General features: G+C 51.3%; 20 protein-coding genes. 13 read left to right on the top strand and 7 right to left on the bottom strand.

Features of this window, described 5'->3' with window-relative positions; translation table 11 throughout:
- Nucleotides 1-6 precede the first annotated feature (6 nt).
- Both tsf and rpsB read right to left on the bottom strand, forming a co-directional pair.
- Entirely contained in the window at nt 7-870 is an 864-nt protein-coding gene (gene tsf / locus ACG1BZ_RS16750; RefSeq protein WP_282933676.1) for a translation elongation factor Ts, read from the bottom strand.
- Between the two features lie 113 nt (nt 871-983).
- Nucleotides 984-1,730: a 30S ribosomal protein S2 gene (gene rpsB / locus ACG1BZ_RS16755; protein ID WP_282933677.1), complete on the bottom strand. Its 747-nt coding sequence runs from the start codon at nt 1,728-1,730 to the stop codon at nt 984-986.
- 325 nt (nt 1,731-2,055) lie between these two features.
- Here rpsB and map point away from each other — a divergent pair, with 325 nt between their 5' ends.
- The 7 genes from map (at nt 2,056) to dapE (ending at nt 10,228) form a co-directional block, all read left to right on the top strand.
- Nucleotides 2,056-2,826, top strand: a complete 771-nt coding sequence (map, locus tag ACG1BZ_RS16760) for a type I methionyl aminopeptidase (RefSeq protein ID WP_282933678.1) — start codon at nt 2,056-2,058, stop codon at nt 2,824-2,826.
- Between the two features lie 121 nt (nt 2,827-2,947).
- Nucleotides 2,948-5,653 carry a [protein-PII] uridylyltransferase gene (locus ACG1BZ_RS16765; RefSeq protein WP_413662819.1) on the top strand — a complete coding sequence of 902 codons (2,706 nt, stop codon included), beginning with the start codon at nt 2,948-2,950 and terminating at the stop codon, nt 5,651-5,653.
- 31 nt (nt 5,654-5,684) lie between these two features.
- Nucleotides 5,685-6,857 (top strand): succinyldiaminopimelate transaminase, encoded by a 1,173-nt coding sequence (gene dapC, locus ACG1BZ_RS16770; protein ID WP_413662820.1) that lies wholly within the window; start codon nt 5,685-5,687, stop codon nt 6,855-6,857.
- Between the two features lie 74 nt (nt 6,858-6,931).
- The gene (gene nth / locus ACG1BZ_RS16775) at nt 6,932-7,600 is read left to right on the top strand and encodes an endonuclease III (protein WP_413662821.1); all 669 of its coding nucleotides are present in this window, start codon (nt 6,932-6,934) and stop codon (nt 7,598-7,600) included.
- A gap of 2 nt (nt 7,601-7,602) precedes the next feature.
- Nucleotides 7,603-7,947, top strand: coding sequence for an ArsC family reductase (locus tag ACG1BZ_RS16780; protein WP_413662822.1), 345 nt, complete (start codon nt 7,603-7,605; stop codon nt 7,945-7,947).
- Nucleotides 7,948-7,968: 21 nt separating this feature from the next.
- Complete coding sequence (dapD, locus tag ACG1BZ_RS16785; RefSeq protein ID WP_413662823.1) at nt 7,969-9,000, top strand: 2,3,4,5-tetrahydropyridine-2,6-dicarboxylate N-succinyltransferase; 1,032 nt, start codon at nt 7,969-7,971, stop codon at nt 8,998-9,000.
- Between the two features lie 94 nt (nt 9,001-9,094).
- Nucleotides 9,095-10,228: a succinyl-diaminopimelate desuccinylase gene (gene dapE, locus ACG1BZ_RS16790; RefSeq protein WP_413662824.1), complete on the top strand. Its 1,134-nt coding sequence runs from the start codon at nt 9,095-9,097 to the stop codon at nt 10,226-10,228.
- Between the two features lie 70 nt (nt 10,229-10,298).
- On the opposite strand, the gene ACG1BZ_RS16795 is transcribed toward dapE, so the two are convergent.
- Nucleotides 10,299-10,442 carry a hypothetical protein gene (locus tag ACG1BZ_RS16795; RefSeq protein WP_413662825.1) on the bottom strand — a complete coding sequence of 48 codons (144 nt, stop codon included), beginning with the start codon at nt 10,440-10,442 and terminating at the stop codon, nt 10,299-10,301.
- Nucleotides 10,443-10,599: 157 nt separating this feature from the next.
- On the opposite strand from ACG1BZ_RS16795, the gene ACG1BZ_RS16800 reads away from it, so the two are divergent.
- From ACG1BZ_RS16800 to ACG1BZ_RS16820, 5 genes are all read left to right on the top strand, one after another.
- A complete protein-coding gene (locus ACG1BZ_RS16800; protein WP_413662826.1) occupies nt 10,600-11,331 on the top strand; it encodes a cupin domain-containing protein in 732 nt (243 codons plus the stop codon).
- Nucleotides 11,332-11,350: 19 nt separating this feature from the next.
- Nucleotides 11,351-12,217 (top strand): SDR family oxidoreductase, encoded by an 867-nt coding sequence (locus ACG1BZ_RS16805; protein WP_413662827.1) that lies wholly within the window; start codon nt 11,351-11,353, stop codon nt 12,215-12,217.
- Nucleotides 12,218-12,680: 463 nt separating this feature from the next.
- Nucleotides 12,681-14,756, top strand: coding sequence for a S9 family peptidase (locus tag ACG1BZ_RS16810; protein WP_413662828.1), 2,076 nt, complete (start codon nt 12,681-12,683; stop codon nt 14,754-14,756).
- A 168-nt stretch (nt 14,757-14,924) separates the two neighbouring features.
- The gene (locus ACG1BZ_RS16815) at nt 14,925-16,979 is read left to right on the top strand and encodes a prolyl oligopeptidase family serine peptidase (RefSeq protein WP_413662829.1); all 2,055 of its coding nucleotides are present in this window, start codon (nt 14,925-14,927) and stop codon (nt 16,977-16,979) included.
- Nucleotides 16,980-17,280: 301 nt separating this feature from the next.
- Complete coding sequence (locus tag ACG1BZ_RS16820) at nt 17,281-18,963, top strand: histidine kinase (protein WP_413662830.1); 1,683 nt, start codon at nt 17,281-17,283, stop codon at nt 18,961-18,963.
- 303 nt (nt 18,964-19,266) lie between these two features.
- On the opposite strand, the gene ACG1BZ_RS16825 is transcribed toward ACG1BZ_RS16820, so the two are convergent.
- The 4 genes from ACG1BZ_RS16825 to ACG1BZ_RS16840 all read right to left on the bottom strand — a co-directional run bounded on the left by ACG1BZ_RS16825 (nt 19,267) and on the right by ACG1BZ_RS16840 (nt 21,598).
- Complete coding sequence (locus tag ACG1BZ_RS16825) at nt 19,267-19,728, bottom strand: Spy/CpxP family protein refolding chaperone (RefSeq protein WP_413662831.1); 462 nt, start codon at nt 19,726-19,728, stop codon at nt 19,267-19,269.
- 266 nt (nt 19,729-19,994) lie between these two features.
- On the bottom strand, nt 19,995-20,363 hold the full coding sequence (locus ACG1BZ_RS16830) for a hypothetical protein (protein ID WP_413662832.1): 369 nt from the start codon (nt 20,361-20,363) through the stop codon (nt 19,995-19,997).
- A gap of 6 nt (nt 20,364-20,369) precedes the next feature.
- A complete protein-coding gene (locus tag ACG1BZ_RS16835; RefSeq protein ID WP_413662833.1) occupies nt 20,370-20,912 on the bottom strand; it encodes a flavodoxin in 543 nt (180 codons plus the stop codon).
- A gap of 221 nt (nt 20,913-21,133) precedes the next feature.
- The gene (locus ACG1BZ_RS16840) at nt 21,134-21,598 is read right to left on the bottom strand and encodes a Spy/CpxP family protein refolding chaperone (RefSeq protein ID WP_413662834.1); all 465 of its coding nucleotides are present in this window, start codon (nt 21,596-21,598) and stop codon (nt 21,134-21,136) included.
- Nucleotides 21,599-21,766: 168 nt separating this feature from the next.
- Here ACG1BZ_RS16840 and ACG1BZ_RS16845 point away from each other — a divergent pair, with 168 nt between their 5' ends.
- On the top strand, nt 21,767-22,471 hold the full coding sequence (locus ACG1BZ_RS16845; RefSeq protein ID WP_413662835.1) for a response regulator: 705 nt from the start codon (nt 21,767-21,769) through the stop codon (nt 22,469-22,471).
- Nucleotides 22,472-22,473: the final 2 nt, after the last annotated feature.

Genomic DNA, 22,473 nt, shown 5'->3' on the forward strand with positions numbered 1-22,473 from the left:
ATGCGATTAAGAAGAGGACTTAACCTGGGCCGCAACTTCCGCTGCGAAATCCACCTCTTCCTTCTCGATACCTTCACCCACTTCGTAGCGAACAAAGGAAACCACATCGGCACCGGCATCTTTAACCAGCTTGCCAATGCTTACGTCCGGGTTCTTAACGAAAGGCTGCTCTACCAAGCTGTTCTCTTTCAGGAACTTCTTGATACGACCGCCCATCATTTTCTCTACGATTTCAGCCGGCTTGCCTTCCATATCCGGCTGAGCCTTGATGATGTCCTTTTCTTTTTCCAGGACGTCAGCAGGCATATCTTCCGGCTTGTTCACCTGCGGGTTAACCGCAGTCACGTGCATGGCAACATCTTTAGCCAGCTCGATCTCTCCACCGCTCAGAGCTACCAGGGCAGCGATGCGGTTGTTGGAGTGAACGTAAGCACCTACAACTGGAGCTTCAACCAGCTCGATACGACGCACGCCGATGTTCTCACCGATTTTCTGAACCAGTGCTTCACGAGCAGTTTCCAGCTCGCCTTCCATCAGGGCAGCTACGTCTTGCTGGCGATCGGCAAATGCCTTCTCTACAACCTTGGCAACAAACGCCTGGAAGTTTTCATCGCGAGCAACGAAGTCAGTCTCGGAGTTCACTTCAACCAGTACACCGTAGCTGCCATCTTCTGCAACTTTAGCGGCAACAACACCGTCAGCAGCGGTGCGGCCAGCTTTCTTAGCGGCCTTCAGGCCGGAGGCTTTGCGCAGGTCTTCAATCGCCTTTTCGATGTCGCCATCAGCAGCCGTCAGAGCTTTCTTACACTCCATCATCGGCAGGCCGGTGCGCTCGCGCAGTTCTTTTACCATAGACGCGGTAATCGCCATGATTCAATCCTCGGGGTTCTGTCACTAAAAATTAGAAAAAAGGGGCCGTAATTCGGGCCCCTTTTTGAGTTCGCAGTGTAAAACGACTGTGTTACACCACTTAGCCCTGCAAATTACTCTGCAGCGGCTTCGTCATCGTTAGCTTCGACGTACTCGTCCTTCGCAACGGTGTTACCAGCTTCTGCAGCGCCGGCAAGTACTGCGTCGGCTACAGCTGTGGTGTACAGCTTGATTGCGCGGATAGCGTCGTCGTTACCGGGGATCACGTAATCAACACCAGCGGGATCGCTGTTGGTGTCGACAACACCGATTACGGGGATACCCAGCTTGTTAGCTTCCTGGATAGCGATGCGCTCGTGCTCAACGTCGATTACGAAGATCGCGTCAGGCAGGCCACCCATATCCTTGATACCACCGATGGAGCGCTCAAGCTTATCCATGGCACGGGTACGCATCAGAGCTTCTTTCTTGGTCAGCTTCTCGAAAGTACCGTCCTGAGACTGGGCTTCCAGCTCACGGAAACGCTTGATGGAAGCGCGGATGGTTTTGTAGTTGGTGAGCATACCACCCAGCCAGCGGTTGCTGACGTAAGGCTGGCCACAACGCTCTGCCTGCTCTTTGATAGACTTCTGTGCAGCACGCTTGGTGCCAACAAACATAATCTTTTTCTTTTGAGCAGTCATGCCCTTGATGATCTGCAGGGCTTCATTGAAAGCCGGTACAGTGTGCTCAAGGTTGATGATGTGAATCTTGTTGCGGGCACCAAAGATGAATTGACCCATCTTCGGGTTCCAGTAGCGGGTCTGGTGACCAAAGTGAACACCAGCCTGCAGCATATCGCGCATACTTACTTGCGGCATAATAAACCTCTATATATACGGGTTAGTCCTCCACGTATCCCATGCGTCAACCCCTTTCAGGGCACCCAGACACATGTGTCGATGCGTGTGCGGCTTTTACTTGCCCAGGGAGTATCCCCAGGCGGCGCGCTTTATACCACAAGTGCACCCCATAGTGAAGAATTGGCACCGATTTCGCGCAAATGATCACGCCTCAATGCTGTTGGCGGGACGCCTGAGCCATCCTTGCGCCAATAGCGGCAAAATGTGTCCTACAGCCAGCAATCCGCTACAATAGCCCGCCTCTTGGGCGCTACCCGCCCCAACCCAGAAACAAAGGATACGCATGACCTCAGCCATTAAGACCCCAGAACAAATCGCCAAGATGCGCACCGCAGGCCGCCTCGCCGCAGAGGTGCTGGAAATGATTGGCGAGTATGTCGTTCCAGGAGTCACTACCGAAGAACTGGATCGACGCTGCCACGAACACATCGTGAAGGTACAGAAAGCGATCCCGGCCTGCCTCGGTTATCGCGGCTTCCCAAAGTCTATATGCACTTCCGTCAACGAAGTGGTGTGTCACGGTATCCCCTCCGAGAGCAAAATTCTCAAGAAGGGCGACATCATTAATATCGATGTGACCGTTATCAAAGATGGCTGGTACGGTGACACCAGCAAGATGTTCTTTGCCGGCAAGCCCGCCGCCCACGCTGAACGCCTGGTACAAATCACCCAGGAGTGCATGTACAAAGCCATCGAAATTGTCCGCCCCGGCACTACCCTTGGCGATATTGGCCACGTCATCCAGCAGCACGCTGAGAAAAACTATTACTCAGTGGTACGCGACTTCTGCGGACACGGCATCGGCGACGTCTTCCATGAAGACCCACAAATTCTTCACTACGGTCAGCCCGGAACTGGTGAAGTGCTCAAAGAGGGCATGACCTTCACCATTGAACCCATGATTAACGCAGGCAAAGCGGCCACGCGCGTGCTGGGAGATGGCTGGACTGCGGTAACCAAGGACCGCCGTCTCTCCGCACAATGGGAACACACCATGGCAGTCACTAGCGACGGCGTAGAAGTACTCACAGCGCGCAGCGAGGAGAACTTCTAAAGCCGTACCGACGGTGCCGCGAGGAATAAATGCATTACTCCCGGCACCACAGTGTGTTTCTCCGCAAACCGAACCCAAGCCGCCCCCACCTGCGGCAGCCCAAGAGCAAAACGGACTTCCCATGCAGCCGGTCAGCCCTCCCTACTTTGAACGCCCCCTGTTTTTCTTTGATCAGTCCCGTTTTCGCAGGGATTTAAGCTCCGGCGACAAACCCACTCTGGAGATATTTAAAGATGCTGTCGGCGCAGCCGAACGGCAAATGGCAGAGCGCTTTCGCGAGGGAGAGGACGTTGTCACACTGGTACACGAGCGCGCCCTGTTTGTGGACTGCCTTCTGCATTACGCCTGGCACCAGTTCGAGTGGAGAGACGGTATCGGGCTTCTCGCTGTGGGCGGCTACGGGCGCGGAGAGCTACACCCCCACTCCGATATCGATTTACTCATCCTCTCCAGCGATCACCCAACCCCGGATACCATCGACAACATAGAGCGCCTGGTGGCCTTTTTATGGGACCTGGGCTTGGATATCGGCCATTCTGTACGAAATATCGAGGAGTGCCTGGAGTTAGCCGCGAAGGACATCACCGTGGCCACCAACCTCACCGAATCCCGCACAGTTGTCGGCGACAGTACTGTTGGCGAGCAGCTAACTGCGCAAATGGAACACAAAAGGCTCTGGCCCACCGAAGAATTCTTCAAGGCCAAGCTCGCCGAACAGAAAAAGCGGCACAGCAACCAGCAGGCTGCTGAATATATTCTCGAGCCCAATATTAAGAACTCTCCCGGGGGCCTGCGGGATATCCAGACAATTGCCTGGGTTGCCAAATATTTTTTCCAAGTGCGCACCCTGAAGCAACTGCAAGGCAAGGCATTTTTTACCGAGGAAGAGTTCGCCATATTACAGTCCGGGGAAACCTTCCTCTGGCGTGTGCGCTACGGCTTGCACCTGCTCGCCGGCCGCGCGGAAGAGCGACTGCTGTTTGACTACCAAAGAGAACTGGCGAAGCAATTCGGTTATGTGGATAGCGACACCCAGCTCGCCGTTGAGCAGTTTATGCACAACTACTACCGCATCGTGATGGCACTGCAGGAATTGAACGATGTACTTCTCCAATATCTCGGCGAAGCCATCCTTCAGCGCAAAGGCAGCCAGCTGGTCATTCCGCTAAATGAGCGATTCCAGCTGCGCGACGGCAATATTGAGGTTACCCACGCCCAGGTATTTAACCAGGAGCCCTCGGCCCTGCTCGAGATCTTCGTGCTGATGGCCAACAACCCGGATATTAGCGGGGTACGGGCCTCCACCATCCGCCTGATTCGCGAGCACCGACACCTGATCGACGACGAGTTCCGCGCAGATCCGAAAAATACCCAGTTGTTTATGCAGCTGCTTCACTCACCCAGGGGATTGTCGACCCAGCTATCCCGAATGACCCGCTACCGCATTCTCGGGCGATACCTACCAGAATTTGGGCAGGTAACCGGGCAAATGCAGCACGACTTATTCCATATCTACACCGTGGATGCCCACACCTTGCAAGTTGTGCGCAATATGCGCAGCTTCCGGAGCCCCGAGGCGCGGGAAAAATTCCCGATTGCAGCGGAGATTCTCGAGCGTATGCGCCAACCGGAACTGCTGTATATCGCCGGCCTCTACCACGATATCGCCAAAGGGCGCGGTGGCGACCACTCCAAGCTGGGCGTTGTGGATGCGGCGGAATTCTGCCAGCGCCACCACCTGCCCGCCCGCGACCGGCGCCTGGTTTGCTGGCTTGTAGAAAAGCATCTATTGATGAGCCAGGTTTCTCAGAAGCAGGACATCAGTGATCCCGAAGTCGTACACGCTTTCGCCCGTGAAATGGGTGACCGCGAACATCTGGACTACCTGTACGCCCTCACAGTCGCAGATATCAATGCCACCAACCCGGAACTCTGGAACAGCTGGCGGGCCAGCTTGATGCGCCAGCTCTACCAAGCCACCCGGCACGCCCTGCGCCGAGGCCTGGAAAACCCCATCGACCGGGAAGAAATTATCGAGGAAACCCGCTGCCAGGCAATGGAAAAACTGGACGCTATGGGACTTCCGCAAGCCTCGGTGGAAAATATCTGGGCACAAATGGGGGATGACTATTTTGTTCGCGAGACCGCTGACAATATCACCTGGCACACTTCAGCCATCCACGAACTGCACAGCAGCCCCGACGCCAGCCAAAAAGACACCCTGGTTTTAACGCGAAACTCAGGGCCTGGCGAGCACGACGGCGCTACCCAGGTTTTTGTCTACACACCTGATAGAGCCAACGTATTTGCCGCAGCGGTTACCGGGCTGGATATGCTCAACCTGAACGTTCACGATGCGCGCCTGTACAATTCTGCCTCTGGTTATACGCTGGATACCTTTTACGTGCTGGATGAAGCGGGCCAACCGCTACTGGACGAACCCCAGCGCCTAGCTCAGATTCGCGACACACTACAGCAGGAATTGGCCCTGGTTGAGGACTACTCAAAGATCATTCAGCGACGTACGCCCCGCCGCCTTAAAATGTTTGAATTGAAGAGTCAGGCTCATCTCTCCACCGAGCCCGGCGATCATTACAGCACCCTGGAAATTACCAGTGCCGACAGACCCGGCTTGCTGGCCCGCATCGCGCGAATTTTTATTTCCCACGATCTGCGCCTGCACAATGCAAAAATTTCGACACTCGGCGAACGAGTCGAAGATATTTTTCACATTACCGACGCCGAGGGATCACCACTTACCGACATCGAGGCCAACGGCGCACTGGAAAAAGCCATTTGCCTGGAACTGAACAACCAAGACGCCTAACCGAAAAAACGCCCGAGGCCCGCTCACGACCATGAACCCAAATCTGGAACAGCTGCAGCCCTATCCATTTACCAAGCTGCAAGCCCTGAAAGAGGGCCTCCAAGCGGCGGACAAGCCGCATATTGCACTGTCCATCGGTGAGCCCAAGCATGCGCCACCAGAGTTTGTCAGTGCAGAGCTTGTTCGGCACCTAGACAAGCTTGCCGCCTACCCACTGACCAAGGGAATAGAGCCCCTGCGGCAGGCGATCGCCGATTGGCTGAGCCAGCGCTTTCAGCTATCCAATGTGAGCGCAGATAGCCAGGTGCTGCCGGTGAACGGGACCCGGGAAGCACTTTTTGCATTCGCCCAGGCGACCGTTTCCGCAGGCAGCAAAGTCCTGATGCCCAATCCCTTCTACCAGATCTATGAGGGCGCGGCCCTTCTCGCCGGGGCGCAGCCGCACTTTATTAACTGTGTGGCAGAAAACCAATTCAAACCAGATTTCACCTCGGTGCCGGAATCGGTTTGGCAGCAATGCGAGTTGCTTTACCTCTGCTCTCCCGGCAACCCCACCGGCGCTCTTCTCGAAGCTGAAGATTTTAAACAGCTGATAGAGAAGGCAGACCGCTACGATTTCACCATCGCCTCCGATGAATGTTATTCGGAGCTGTATTTTGACGAGTCATCACCGCCGGTAGGACTATTACAGGCCTGCGAGGAAATGGGACGAATAGACTTTCGCCGCTGTGTAGTATTCCACAGCCTATCAAAGCGCTCGAACTTACCCGGGCTTCGCTCGGGCTTCGTCGCCGGTGATGCCGATCTACTGCAAAAGTTTTTGCTCTATCGAACTTACCACGGCTGCGCCATGCCGCTGCCCAATCAATATGCTTCGATCGCAGCCTGGCAGGATGAGGAACACGTCCGCCAGAATCGCTCGCTTTACAGTGAAAAGTTTTCTTCAGTTCTCGAAATTCTCGACGGCTGCCTCGAGGTACAACAGCCACAGGCAAGCTTTTACCTATGGCCCAAGGTCGGGGATGGTGAGCGTTTTGCCAGGGAACTCTATGAGGCGCAAAATATCACGGTACTTCCCGGTGCATTTCTCGCCCGCGATAGCATCGGTTTGAACCCCGGTCGCGAGTATGTGCGTCTGGCACTGGTAGCGACACTGCAAGAGTGCATCGACGCAGCGCACCGCATAAAGGCATTTTGCAGGTAAGGCCAACTCACTTTTCAAGAACAACTGACAACTCGAGCACATACAGGAACTCCACGCCCAGGCATATCTTAACAATGGCAGTAAAAAATCTACTCAAGCAAGAGCGCGTTACTTATATTTTGCAGCGCCTGGAGGAACTCTACCCGGAAACTCCCGTTCCTCTCGATCACAAAGACTCCTATACCCTGTTGGTTGCGGTACTCCTATCCGCGCAATGCACCGATGAGCGTGTCAACCAGATAACCCCTGCGCTCTGGCAGCTGGCAGACAACCCCAGGGATATGGCGCAGGTCCCGGTAGAGGAGATCCAAAAAGTCATTCGCCCCTGTGGCCTCTCACCGCAAAAATCCAAAGCCATCAGCAAGCTCTCGCAGATCCTGATCAACGAATACCACGGCGAAGTGCCCGAGAATATGGCCGCGCTGGAGACCCTACCCGGGGTCGGACACAAGACGGCGAGCGTGGTTATGTCACAGGCTTTTGGGCACCCGGCGTTTCCCGTCGATACTCACATTCACAGATTGGCCCAACGCTGGGGCCTGACGAATGGCAAAAATGTCACCCAGACGGAAAAAGACCTGAAGCGGCTGTTCCCAAGAGACAAGTGGAATAAATTGCACCTGCAGATTATTTTCTACGGTCGCGAGTTCTGCTCTGCGCGGGGCTGCGACGGCACCGTCTGTGAAATCTGCACAACCTGCTACCCCAACCGTAAAAACCCCAAGAAAACCAAAAAGGCGTAACCGTGATTACTCTGTACGGCATTAAAAACTGTGACACCGTAAAAAAAGCCCGCAAATGGCTGGAGAAAAATGGAGTCGATTATCGCTTTCACGATTTTCGCGTAGACGGCATGGAAGATGTCCCCCTACAAGCTTGGCTGGATAAATTTGGCTGGCAAGAGGTCCTGAACCGCCGCTCAACCAGCTGGCGTGAACTGAGCGATGCACAGAAAAACGAAATGGATAATACACTCGCCTTAGATCTGGCCAGTGCGACCCCTACCTTAATCAAACGCCCGGTCACCACCACCTCAAAGATAACCCTTTTCGGTTTTAAAGAGGCGACCTTCGAACAACTGCAAAGCTAGTCGAATTAGGAGATAACCACCATGAGCAATATTTACAGCATCGGTTTTGGTGTCGGCACCTGTAACAGCAAGGGCGACTGGCTCGAAGTTTATTACCCCAACCCCCTGTTTAAGCCCAGCGCAGAAATCGCTAACGCAGTTACTGAAACTCTGGGCCTGGCAGAGGGAAATCACAGTCTGCCTCTGGACTCCACCCAGCTACAGAAATTAGCCGATGCTCTCCACAGTGCAGGCGCTGCTGACCAGGCCGAAATCCTGCAGCAATTCGCCAATTCTCAAAGACCACTCGCAGTAGTTATTTTGGCTACTGACGAAGCCCCGCAGTCCGTGCCAGAGGCCTACCTAAAGCTACATCTTCTCTCCCACCGCCTGGTAAAACCCCACGAGATCAAACTCGACGGTATTTTTGGCAAGCTGGTTAATGTCGCTTGGACCAACCAGGGAGCCATTGATCTCGAGGAATTACCGCAGCGACAACTGGATGCAAGACTCAAAGGTGAGTACCTGGATGTCTCCTGCGTGGATAAATTCCCCAAAATGACCAACTACGTAGTACCGGCTGGGGTTCGTATCGCACACACCGCTCGAGTGCGCCTGGGCGCATACCTTGGGGAAGGCACCACAATCATGCACGAGGGCTTTGTTAACTTTAATGCTGGCACCGAAGGGCCCGGCATGATTGAAGGCCGTATTTCCGCCGGGGTATTTGTCGGCGCCGGTTCCGATCTCGGTGGCAGCAGCTCCACCATGGGCACGCTTTCCGGCGGCGGAAATATCGTTATCTCGGTAGGCGATAACTGCCTGCTCGGCGCTAATGCCGGAATCGGCATTCCCCTTGGCGACCGCTGCACTGTCGAGGCTGGGCTCTACATTACCGCTGGAACCAAAATCGCCCTGCTGGATGACAGCGGCAAGCTGGTAGAGCACATCAAGGCCAGAGACCTGGCTGGAAAATCCGATTTACTTTTCCGCCGCAACTCCACTAATGGTGCAGTGGAATGTCTCACCAACAAGAGTGCTATCGAGCTAAATGAAGCTCTACACAGCAATTAAAATTGCACGGTGCGGAACTTCAGTTCCGCACTGCTGCATCCCACCCCTCTAGCCGCCTCTTTGCGGCCCATCTCCCTATACAAGGAAAGCCCAAGTGACTCCCACCCTCCAACTCGCTTTCGACCTGATTCGCCGCCGCTCTGTCACCCCCGAAGATGCTGGGTGTATGGACCTTATGATCCAGCGCCTGGAAAAAATAGGATTCCAGGTAACAAAATTGCGCAGAGGTGACACCGATAATTTTTGGGCAGTACGCGATGGCTCTAGTGAAGGCTCCCTGCTCGCCTTTGCCGGACACACCGATGTCGTACCCACAGGCCCAGAAGAAAACTGGAGCTGCCCCCCGTTCGAGCCTGAAATTCGCGACGGTTTTCTATATGGCCGCGGTGCGGCGGACATGAAGGGTTCCCTGGCAGCCATGGTGGTTGCCTGTGAGGAGTTCATTGCGGCACACCCAGACCACATTGGTCGCATAGCATTTCTGATCACCAGCGACGAAGAGGGCCCCGCAACAAACGGCACCGTTAAGGTTGTCGAGTGGCTCGAGGAGCAGAGAGAAAAGATTGACTGCTGTATCGTCGGCGAGCCATCCAGTAGTGAACGGGTTGGCGATATTATAAAAAATGGGCGCAGGGGTTCACTCGGCCTGGAACTAAAAGTTCTCGGCACCCAAGGCCATGTAGCCTACCCTCACTTGGCCGAGAATCCGATTCATACCCTGGCCCCCGCTCTCGCTGAACTCGCTGCCGAAGAGTGGGACCAGGGGAATGAATTCTTCCCCGCAACCAGCTTCCAGGTTTCCAATATCAATGGCGGTACCGGCGCAACCAATGTTATTCCCGGCGAAGTGGATTTACTCTGCAACTGGCGTTTTTCCACTGAATTAACCGCCGAAGACCTTGAGACTCGGGCCCGCGCAATCCTGGGTAAGCACAACCTCAAGTACGAGGCGAATTTTAAATTATCCGGATTGCCTTTTCTCACTGCCGCAGGCCCACTGGTTCAGGCAACTCAGCAGGCAATTCTCACCATCACTGGGGAAAAAGCGGAGCTATCGACCGCCGGCGGCACTTCCGATGGCCGCTTTATTGCCCCTACCGGAGCCCAGGTCGTAGAACTGGGACCAGTAAATGCCACTATCCATAAAGTGGACGAAAGGGTTGAGGCCGACCACCTGGATATCCTCAAAGATATTTATCGGGAAGTCTTAAAAGAGTTACTCACTTAAATTAATCCGACTCAACCTAGAGGCTCATAAGGGCGAAAGCTCAAAGTATTCTTTTGAGAGGCCCCGGCTTTCATGGCTGGGGCAGTAAAACTCCAGTAGGTTTATCTTGCCAAAAACTGGCTACCTCTTGAATATTACTATTCAGCGTATTTGCCAACTCTGCCAATACAACATCCCATTGCTCCAGACCGTGCAGGGTGGCTCGGGCCGACACAATTTATCGAGAGCAACATCTATCGCCAAGTTGGATTAGACTACTAAATGAGTTGCGGCAGAGATACTTAGTGAATCGCGCCGACGACCACCAACCGCTCACTGATTCTCGAGTCGCGCGGCTCCTGCCACCAACTCGAGTCCTCGAGAAAGACGCCATGAAAAGCGTAATCAAGTTGGACCCGCACAACCCAAGTGGCGAAGGCCTTGAGTCCTGGGCTGTCATCCCTCCCTCTTTTCTTACAGGCCCGACACCTATCCAGCGAGGGTATAAAGCCTTTGAGCGCAACGGCCTCTGCACTGGGACCTGGGATTGCTCTGGCGGAAGCAGCACAGGGCTCAATCCCTATCCACTCTTTGAGTTCATGCTTCTGATCGAGGGCCACGTCGGCATTATCGACGAAACAGGACACAAAGAAGTTATCTCTGCTGGAGAGCCGTTTTTCCTCCCGCAAGGCCTTAATTGCGCATGGGACATGCCGGTATACTACCGCAAGTACTTTATCAATTTATTCAATGATGAGTATCCTGCAGAGACTGATCCGTCTAAGCTGAGAGTCGTGCGCCCGCTTCCAAATATTTCAGAAGACGACTGCAGAGAGACCAGTCTCAGCGCTCTAGAGCCACACCAAGCCCGACATCTGGCATACGAGTCTGGTGATGGCAGGATCCAGGTCGGCACAATAATATCCGGCCCTTGTCATTGCGATATCACAGATTTCAGTCGGAGCGAGCTGATATGTATGCTGGAGGGGTCGGTACGGGTCACAACATCAAACGGCGAGGAGACCTTCCACGCCGGTGATAGCTTCTTCATACCATTGAATGCCCCGGTAGGGTGGCACGCCGACAAACCTTTTCGCGCATTCTTTTGCGCAGTCTGGCCCTGAGTATCAATGGATCACATCGATGACTGTCCTCATCTTTGGCGGCTCAGGAAACGTCGGCCGGGCCCTCATTCCGATCTTATATGCGAGTGGAGCAAAGATCCGGGTCGCCACACGATCGACTGCCTATGCCGCAAGTCTCCCCGATGATATTGATACAGTCATTGCCGATATGGACGACCCTTCCACCCTGAGGTCAGCATTTAAGGGAGTTGAGAGTGTCTTTCTTCTCATCGCAAATAGTCCCAAGGAGACTCATCAAGGCCTCTCCACACTGGCGATCGCCGCTGAATCACCCCCCAGGCACATCGTTTATCTATCGAGCGATCTTGCAGTTCGCGCACCGATGATTCCCCATGCGGGTGGAAAATTCGCCATTGAAACAGCGCTGCGAGCAAGTGGGATCGCGCACACGATACTACGGCCCACCTACTTCGCTCAGAATGATCTTATTCAGAAGGATGTAATCACTGCAGGTGCTTATGCAACGCCGTTGGGGCCCCACCCGGTTGCACGTATTGATATCCGTGATGTTGCGCTCGCAGCAGCGTCAGCACTCTTAGACATAAGGGCGAAGAACGAAGTATTTCTTTTGTCGAGTTTGGATGCCCCTAACGGCAATGAAACCGCCGCACTCTGGTCTATAGCACTAGGTCACGCCGTCATCTACCCTGACCTAACGCCGGAAGAATTTGCCAACAGCATCGAAACCATGGTGCCTCCGTGGCTGAATTTCGATCTTCTGGTCATGCATCGCTGGTTCAAAACAAACGGCCACCCAATCCATCAGGAAGATCTCGAGGCTCAAGCCGCACTTTTGCCGCAGGGTCCGCGAAGCTATCGAAGTTTCGTAGAGGAAACGGCCAACACATGGCAGAGTGAAACCTAAAGCCACCAAGTACCGTAGCTCACCTCCTTTTCAATACAGCCGCTATTATCGTAGTGGTAGGTCACCCTTTGTTCCGTTAGCCCAATACACACCCAGGTCCCATTAGAACCGTGCCCACCAGAATTGTGGTTACCGAATTAGAACCCGAAAAACTACTATTCACACAGTGTGACGAAATGGTTGGGATCGACCAGTTTGATACTCTCAAAGATATTTATCGGAAAGTATTAACATAGCTACTATTTCGATTAATCTGGCTTATTTTACAGGCTCAAAAAAGACGAAAGCACCAAGTTTAATTTTGATCTACCCCGGCTTTCCTTTTTGAGAAAGTAAAACTCCAAAAGGTTTATCCGCCAAATAAACTGACTATCCCTTCAATACTACACTTCAGCGTATTTATCCCCTCTGTTGACACCCCTTCGGTATGCTGTATCTAACAATAAAAAGGAGCTCACGGACCATGGATAGGTTTATAAAGTTTATTGCTGCGGCAGTTATTGCAAGCCCGGCATTTTCCACCCACGCAAATACAAATGAACATTCACCCAATTTTAGCTACGAGGATATTTTCGACCTGGAGTACGCCAGCGACCCACAGTTTGGCACTAACGATAAAAATATTTATTACGTGCGCAACTCCCTGAACAAAATGGCAGATACCACAAGGGCAAACCTCTGGTATATCAGCGATGATGGCAAAGATCATCGCCCCCTAACCTCGGGAGATTTTCACGACCACTCGCCACATCTATCTCCAGATGGAAAAACCATTGCCTTTATCAGCGACAGGAGTGGAAAGCCCCAGATACATTTGTTGTGGCTAGACAATGGTAAAAGTGAGCAAATTTCCCATCTACCCAAAGCCCCATCAAATATCCAGTGGTCCCACGATGGTCAGCATATAGCCTTCACCATGTTCGTGCCCGAGAACAAACCGCTGCCAGTGGAGCTTCCCACACCACCAGAAGGGGGCGAGTGGGAGGAAACACCTCAGTTTATCGACAAGAGCTTGTATCGCATTGAGGGCCAGGGATACTTAGAGCAGGGTAATTCACAGGTTTTCATGATTTCCCATGAAGGAGGCACTCCCCGTCAGCTCACCAGTGGGGACTACGAGCACAACAGCCAGCTCAGCTGGGGCAAAAATAATAAGGCCATTTACTTTTCAGCAAATCGCCACCCAAATCATGAAATTGAACTGCTGGATTCAGAAATTTACAAGGTAAATATCAACGATGGAAATATTGAGCAAGTAACCGAGAGATTTGGCCCCGATTTTCAACCTCAAATCTCACCCGACGGAAGAAAGCTGGCATATTTAGGCTATGAAGATCAGCGGTTTTCCTACCACCAAAACACTTTGCGAGTGATCGACCTCGCTAGTGGAAAAAACCAGCTAATAAAAACTGCCAGCGATCGTAGCGTTTCCGATTTTCAGTGGCTCGCTGACAGTAAGCGTATTGCTTACAGCTATGACGATCATGGCTCAACCAAAATTGCCATTAAGAAAATTGGCGGAAAGGAAACCTTGATAGCGGATGACGCTGGTGGACTGACACTAGGCGCGCCCTATAGTTTTTCAGATTTTGCTGTCTCCAAACTTGGAAACGTAGTTTATACCCGAACCACACCTCAAATTCCCGCAGAACTTGCAATTTCTCGTGGCGGTAAGATAAAAACTCTCACGGCGATCAACAGTGATTTGATACCTCTACGCAATATGGCCCATGTGGAAGAGATCAACTATAAATCCAGCTTCGATGGTCGCAATATCCAGGGCTGGATCGCCTACCCCCCAAATTTCGACCCGCAAAATAAATACCCCCTGTTACTTGAGATTCACGGTGGCCCACTATCTAACTACGGCCCGCGCTTTTCTGCCGAAATGCAGCTATTTGCCGCCGCAGGCTATGTCGTGCTCTACACTAACCCTCGCGGCTCTACCAGCTACGGCAATGAGTTTGCCAACCTGATCCATCACAACTTCCCGAGCCAGGATTACGATGACCTAATGGCGGGTGTCGATGCAGTTATCGCCCAAGGCTATATCGATGAAGATCAATTATTTGTCACAGGTGGAAGCGCCGGCGGCACACTGACAGCCTGGATTATTGGTAAAACTGAACGATTCAGGGCTGCGGTAGTTGTCGCACCGGTAATCAATTGGGAGAGCTTTGTTCTAACTGCCGATTACTCCAAAATATTTACTCGCTACTGGTTTTCCGGGATGCCTTGGGAGGCCCCCGAGGAGTATCGACGCCGCTCTCCACTCACATATATTGGCAATGTCACTACACCGACCATGCTATTGACTGGAGAAAACGATTATCGCACCCCGATATCTGAGACCGAACAGTTTTACCAAGCACTCAAGTTAAATGATGTAGAGGCGGCTATGGTGCGCCTTCCAAACACATCCCATAACTTTTCTGATAGACCCAGCAAGAGAATCTCTAAAGTAGCCTCGACCCTTTACTGGTTTGATCAACACAAACCCGATAGAGAAAATGAAAGCGAGGACTTGGCAACCAACTAATTCAAAATTTTACAGGCATATTCGGCCAAATAATGGAGTAGCAGGTCAGCCACCCTGCTGCTCCATCACGGGTTATCCCATCGAGCACACCAGTCAACGAATCACTCCCTTTACCCCCCTTCCTCAGGTATCCTCTAGGAAACAAAAAGGAGGAGCCTAAAGATCATCATGAACCGGCTAATAAAAATTGTCGCAGCGATGTTTATCGCCAGCCCTGCGCTCGCTGATAACCAACTACCTAATTTTAGTTACGAGGATGTATTTAACCTCGAATACGCGAGTAGCCCTCAGTTCAGCAGTGACGGGAAAAGTATTTATTACGTCCGCAACTCAATGAACAAAATGAAAGACGGCAAGCGCGCGAACCTTTGGCGTATCGGTACCGATGGCAAAGATCACCGCCCTCTGACCTCTGGAGACTACTCCGATTACTCCCCACAGCTATCCCCAGACGGGAAGACCATCGCTTTTATCAGCACCCGCAGTGGCAGCCCACAGATCCACCTGCTGTGGTTAGATAATGGCCAGGATCTGCAGATTACTCACCTGCCAAAATCCCCCTCAAATATCCAGTGGTCACGGGATGGAAAGCAAATAGCTTTCACTATGTTCGTACCGGAAAGCAAACCTCTGCCAGTACAGCTCCCCAGTGCCCCGGAAGGCGCAGAGTGGGCTAAGCCACCACAGTTTATCGACAGCAGCATTTATCGTTCAGATGGCATGGGCTATTTAAAGCAGGGACATGTACAGGTTTTTGTGATTCCTCGAGAGGGCGGTACTCCTCGCCAGCTTACCGAAGGTGAGTACGATCACCACAGCAGTCTCGCCTGGAGTAAAAATAATAGTGCAATTTACTTCTCAGCCAATCGTCATCCCGATCACGAAATCGAGCTGATGAACTCGGAAATTTACAAGGTGAGCCTAAAAAACGGCAGTATCGAGCAGATTACCGAACGTTATGGTCCCGACCATCACCCGCAGATGTCTCCTGATGGTTCAAAGCTGGCCTATTTAGGCTTTGTAGATCAGAAGCTAGGATACCAGCAACATACTCTGCACATCCTGGATATCAATAGCGGGAAGTCCCGTAAAATAAAAACAGCCAAGGATCGCAGCATCTCCAATTTCCACTGGCTGGACGATAGCAAGCGAATTGCCTATAGCTACGACGATCACGGCTCCACCAAAATAGCCATCAAGAAAATTGGTTCCGGCGAAACCCTGATGGCCAGCGACGCTGGAGGTCTGTCGCTGGGACGCCCTTACTCCGGTGCCAATTTTGCAGTCTCCAAACGCGGGGATATCGCATACACACAAACAACCCCTCAGAGTCCCGCCGAACTGGCTCTAGCGCGCAACGGCAAAACCCAGGCACTCACCCAGCTCAATGGCGACCTGATGCCTCTGCGCGAGATGGCAAACATTGAGGAGATCAACTACAAATCGAGCTTTGACGGCCGAAATGTTCAGGGCTGGGTCGCTTACCCACCCAATTTCGATCCCGAGAAGAAATATCCCCTTCTATTGGAAATTCACGGTGGCCCTTTCTCTAATTACGGCCCCAGATTTGCCGCCGAAGTCCAGTTATTTGCCGCTGCTGGGTACGTTGTTCTATACACTAACCCCCGAGGCTCCACCAGCTACGGCCATGAATTTGCCAACTTAATTCACCATAACTACCCGAGCCAGGATTACGACGACCTGATCTCTGGCGTCGATGCTGTAATTTCTCAAGGTTATATTGATGAAGAGCAGTTGTTTGTTACTGGTGGCAGTGGCGGAGGCACATTGACAGCCTGGATCATTGGTAAAACTGACCGTTTTAGGGCCGCTGTTGTTGCCAAGCCTGTTATCAACTGGGAAAGCTTTGTCTTAACTGCCGATTATTCCAGGTTCTTTACCAACTATTGGTTCTCAGGGATGCCCTGGGAGAAACCTGAGGAATACCGCCGCCGCTCACCGCTCACCTATGTCGGAAACGTTACCACTCCCACCATGCTCTTAACCGGGGAAGAGGACTACCGCACACCGATGTCAGAAACAGAACAGTTTTATCAAGCACTAAAACTTAATGACGTTGACGCTGCCATGGTTCGCATACCAGGGGCATCCCACAGTATCGCTGCCAGGCCAAGTCAGTTAGTTGCAAAAGTTGCATCGATTTTATATTGGTTTGACCAGCACAAGCCTGATAGGGAAAGCGAAGATCTAGCAAGAAATTAACTATCGGCACTAGTTAATTTTAGCTAATCGTCTAGGCGGGCCTTCAAAGCCCGCTCTTTTTCACATTTGCCTCCTACTTCCTACCTAACGCATAATTAGCTTTAAAGTTACCTGACAAACTCCCTACATCTAAACCGGCCAAACCCCTAATCTTAATTTACCCTAAAACTCCACAATCAATATGATAAAACCCTTTTTCGCTGCTTTCGCAATAGTTTTACCTTTGCTCATCGCATGTAGCAGGAGTGAAACTAATATTGAATCGACAAACTCTATACCTAATCAACCTCAAAATGTTAATTTGAGTTTTAAGTCAATTAAACTCTTCGAGTTCAACTGGGATCATGTTGAAGGAGCGATCTACTACCGACTTCAAGAGAATCCTGATGGAGCTTCAGGGTTTAGTCAGATTGGAAGTGATATCCAGTACGAGGCAGGAAGTTATATCTTAGAAGTGCCGTTGCACTCCAGAGTAAACGCTCAGTATATCTTACAGGCCTGCAATAACCACGGGTGTTCCAACTCAGATATTCTTGCTGTTAATGACCCTCTTATTGATAGTATTGGTTACTTAAAATCAAGCGACTCTACCGAGGGTGAATATTTTGGAGGATCAATAGCTCTTAGTGGCGATGGCAATACTCTCGCTGTCGGAGCGCCAGGTGAATTACTCCGAACTGAAAATTCCAACCCTCCCGGAACAGTTTATATCTTTACGCGCAACAACCTTAACTGGACTGAACAGGCTTCGCTCCAAGCCAGTAATGCTGATAAGGGAGATTATTTTGGCCATTCTATTAGCTTAAGTAATGACGGCAATAAACTCGCAATTGGTGCTCATCGTGAAAATAGTAGTGCCACCGGAATCAATGGTGATCAAGGTAATAGTAGCTTTAACTCATTCGGATTTGGTGCCGTATATTTATTTAGCCGCACAAGCAACACTTGGACCCAGCAAGTTTATATAAAGCCCAGCAACAGTGATCTTGACGATGCATTTGGTTACTCCGTCAGCCTTAGTGGCGATGGCAAAACTCTTGCAGTCGGCGCTCGCGGTGAAGATAGTAGTAGTTCAGGCATAAATGGCGACCAAACTAGCAATGACCACTCTAAATCTGGCGCTGTATATATTTTCAATTACAACAAGAGCAACTGGAAGCAACAAGCCTATATAAAAGCTGGTAACACAGGGCCAAACAGCCAATTTGGAAGAAGTGTAAGCCTTAGCAATGACGGAAACACCCTAGCAGTTAGCGCCCCCTTTGAAAGTAGCGGAGCTAAGGGTATAAATAGTTTTCTACCCAGTTATAGCGCAGCCAGCTCTGGCGCCGTATATATATTCACCCGACCCGAAACCACCTGGACCCAACAATCTCATATTAAAGCCAGCAACAGTGATAAATACGATTTGTTTGGCTCTGCCATTCACCTGAGCAGCGATGCCTCTACTCTCGCAGTAGGGGCTATTGGTGAGCGTAGCTTTGCTACAGGTATTAATGGAAACCAGGAAAACAATGATGCCCTTGACTACACTGGAGCAGTATACATATTTGTACAAACAAATGCTGATTGGGTCCAGCAATCCTACCTCAAAGCCCACAATACCGAACTCAACTATGCAAACGGAGGCGACATATTTGGTTTCTCCGTTAGCCTCAGCGAAAATGGGGACACTCTTGCAGTCGGAGCTCTCGGCGAAGACAGCCATGCCAGTGGTATTAATGGTGATGAGCAAGATAATAATGCCCAGGACTCTGGAGCAATTTATATATATACACGTTCAAATACTACCTGGAGCAAAGGAGCTTATATCAAGTCAAGTACAACGGAAAAAAATGATGAATTCAGCCATTCTGTAAGTCTCAGCGCAGATGGAAATACACTTGTAGTGGGCGCCCCTGGTGAAGATAGCAATGCCACTGGTATTGGTGGCGATAAGAAAAACAACGGTAACCCTAATTCAGGTGCTGTATTTATCTACTAATTTGTAGTTATTAAAGATTGATCCGAAAGGATTTCATCATTAGCTGGTTTAGATCCAATGAAATTTTGAATCTTGCTATCACAGGCTTAAACTACAACTCTCTCGGTCAAGAGTAATCCATGCATCCGCGCGGTGTATTTCTGACGGAGAAGGTTGTAGTTTAATTCCTTAGTCATTGATTTAAAGAGCGGCTCTAATTCAAAGCCGCGTTATGAACTACGACCAGCTGCTGTAGATGCAGCTGGACCTGCTACACCTCAAACTACCTGGTGCAACATTAAAGCAGTTAAACTATGCCCACTCTTAACTGTGATCGCGATATGCCTTCCACTTCTTCATATGACGATCCTTTTTTTCAGCCTTCAGGGTTTCCAGCTTGGCGAGCTGCTCATCTGTTAATACAGATTCAAATTGAGTGCGCATCTGGTTGCGGCTCTGCATTTTAGCGACTTCCAGTTTGCCAATCTTGGCCCCCAGGCTTGCCAGTGTCTGCTGATCGGCACCGGAACGTATTGCTTCACGCAACTCTTCATACGCTTTGTGCATTTCTTCGCGCTTAGCTATTTTTCCTTCACGGTTGGACTCGCGAAGCTCCTTCAGTTGATCCTTTTGAGCTTCCGTCAGGTCCAGCTCTTTAGCAATTTTTTCTGGTCCATGGCCGCGACCTTCCATACGTCCTTTACCATCACATGCCATACCAACGGCTGGTACTGCTACAACGCCAGCCAAAGCCAAACTACCTACTACAGTTTTCCAGTTTTTCATCGTTCAACCCTCTCGTTTGCATTCAGTAAGTACATAGTAAGTGGGCGCCGTGTAAACGGGGGATAACTGTGGTAAACCTTTGTTAAGAACTCACAACAAGCGCTTTTTATAATAAATACAGTTTACAAAATGCACCGACTGTAAAAAAATTTTCAAATTAATGGTTGTGAAGGGAAATAAAAGAGAGGGATAGAATTTAAGTTAGAAATTTAATCCGGAAGTTATACAGGCCTGACTAGTATAACTTCCACAAGATCAAAATCGTTTTAATGGAGAGCGGCTGAGGAGGGATTTTGTTTCGTATCCACATCTTCCAGTGAGTGAGTCAGAACAAAGTAATAAACAACCTGTTCGCGCCCCTGGACTTCTGCTATCAGGTCAAAGTTGTACTCTCCCCGCTCCCCGGGAGAAATACGCACAGCGGCTATATGTTCAGGCTCAATAAACAGCTCGGCGACGGGTCGTTTACCGCGCATTACCTGAACCAACTTGGTACGGGCATCTTCAGCGGTGAAGCGCCAGTGGTAGTCATCATCATCGTATACTACCGAATCACTACTTCCGGCCCTGACGATGCAATTTGTATGCTCTGCCAGCCAGGGCCAAAACTCGCTGAACAACAGGGAGCTTTTCATAGCGAATCAGTCATCCAACTCAAGAACATCACTATCAAGCGCAAGCTCTTCAGCTATTTGCCGACACCAGCGATTCAGCCGCTCTGTGGTCATCTCTTCCTGCTGGTCTTCATCAATAGCCAGGCCGACAAACTTTGCTTCACCTTCGACTTCAGCTTTTGAGGCTTCATACTCGTAGCCTTCAGTGGACCAGTGACCGACTATAGTGGCTCCTTTTTCCACAATAACATCGTGGAGCATGCCCATCGCATCCAAGAAATAGTCGCCGTACCCAAATTGGTCTCCCAGGCCAAATAAAGCGACGGTCTTTCCGCTAAAATCGATTTCCTGCACATCCTCCCAGAACTCTTCCCAGTCAGATTGAATCTGACCAAAGTCCCAGGTAGGGATTCCAAAGATAAGATACTGATAATTAGCAATATCCAACTGGGTGACATCGGCAATATCAAACAGGTCTACATTGTCTTCGCCAAGGCGGGCGCGGATGCGCAAAGCTACAGACTCGGTATTACCCTCATCACTGCCATAGAACAAGCCGATTTTACTCACAGTCAACCCTCTCCGCCCAGTCCGGGCCGCTACATACTAAATTACAAGGCGGCGTATTCTCCCAGCAATAACCAGGCTCAGCAAGTTACCTATCTGATCAGGTTTCGGCAGGCATAAAGAAAAATGCCCCCGGGGCAGCGGGGGCTAAGGGTTATGAACCTGCTGGGCCTTGGGGAAGGGTGCACCCAGCGGATCGCACAAGGAGTCTTTGGTTGGGGGGCCTAGGACTCTGAATCCTGGCTTGCAGAGCTTTCATCGCGCCGTTTCATTTGGCGCGCTTTGCGCTCACTCTTTAGCTGCTCTAGCTTGGCCTTCTGCTCATCAGTCAGAATGGCCTTAAACTGTTCTTTCATTTCGTTGCGGTTCTGCATCTCCAGAAGCTTTAGCTTGCCTAGCTCTTCGCCCAATTGATCCAGTGTCGCCTGGTCAGCGCCCGACTCAATCGCCGCATTTAATTCCTTGCGCAGCTCGATCATTTGCTCGCGCTGTGCCATTCTCGCCTCTCGGTTGCTCTCCCGGTTGGCCTTTAACTGTGCCTGCTGGCCTTCGGTCAACTCAAGCTGGCGGACCATATATTCAAATCCGCGCCCCTGACCACCTTCACCACCGCCGAAAGCAAGTGCCGCAGGGGCAACCAGAACACCTATCAAGGCCAAGCTTCCCATTGCTTGTTTCCAGTGTTTCATTCCTACTTCCTCATGTTCGCGTTCAGTGACTACATAGTAAGCCCAGCTTGTGTAAACGGGGGAAAACGCCGGTAAACATTTGTTAAGAACGGTAAAAAGCCCTATCGCCAGCGGTAACCAGCGCCAGCGCTTTGCATATAATGGCCACACAGAAACTGAGAGAACGCCATGAGCCGCATCCTTTTAATCGACGATGACACCGAACTCACCGACTTGCTAAGGGAGTACCTTACCGGAGAGGGTTTTCAAGTAACCGCAGCCAATGATGGTGGCCGGGGACTAGAACTCGCTCAGAGCGAGAGCTTTGACGCTCTGGTTCTGGACGTCATGCTGCCCGTTCACAATGGCTTTGAAGTACTGCGCAAACTTAGGGAGGAGGCTTCAGCAGCAAGCCGCTCCCTACCGGTTTTGATGCTTACTGCAAAAGGGGACACTGTGGATCGTATCGTCGGCCTGGAAATGGGTGCCGACGACTACCTGCCCAAACCCTGCAATCCCAGGGAATTGGCGGCCCGACTGCGCGCAGTACTCCGCCGCGGACGAGTCGAAGCTGAAGAGAGCGACGACACTCTTAGCAGCGGCCAGATTCGACTACTGCCTGCAGAGCATCAGGGTTATTGGAACGACCAGGCTTTGGCTCTGACCGGCGCAGAGTTCGCCGTGCTCAAGGTACTGGTTCAGCATGCCGGCGAAGTGGTTGGCAAAGAGGTTCTCACTGAAAGTGCCCTTGGCCGTAAGCTGATGCCCTACGACCGCTCCATTGATGTCCATGTCAGTAACATTCGCAAGAAGCTCGCGGATAAAGGTGCCAGCCGCGACCTAATTATCAATATCCGAGGTGCCGGATACATGCTCACCCAGAGCAAGCAGTAGGT

Source organism: Microbulbifer sp. CNSA002 (genome assembly GCF_047324085.1).
In the GTDB taxonomy this organism is placed as follows: Bacteria; Pseudomonadota; Gammaproteobacteria; order Pseudomonadales; family Cellvibrionaceae; genus Microbulbifer.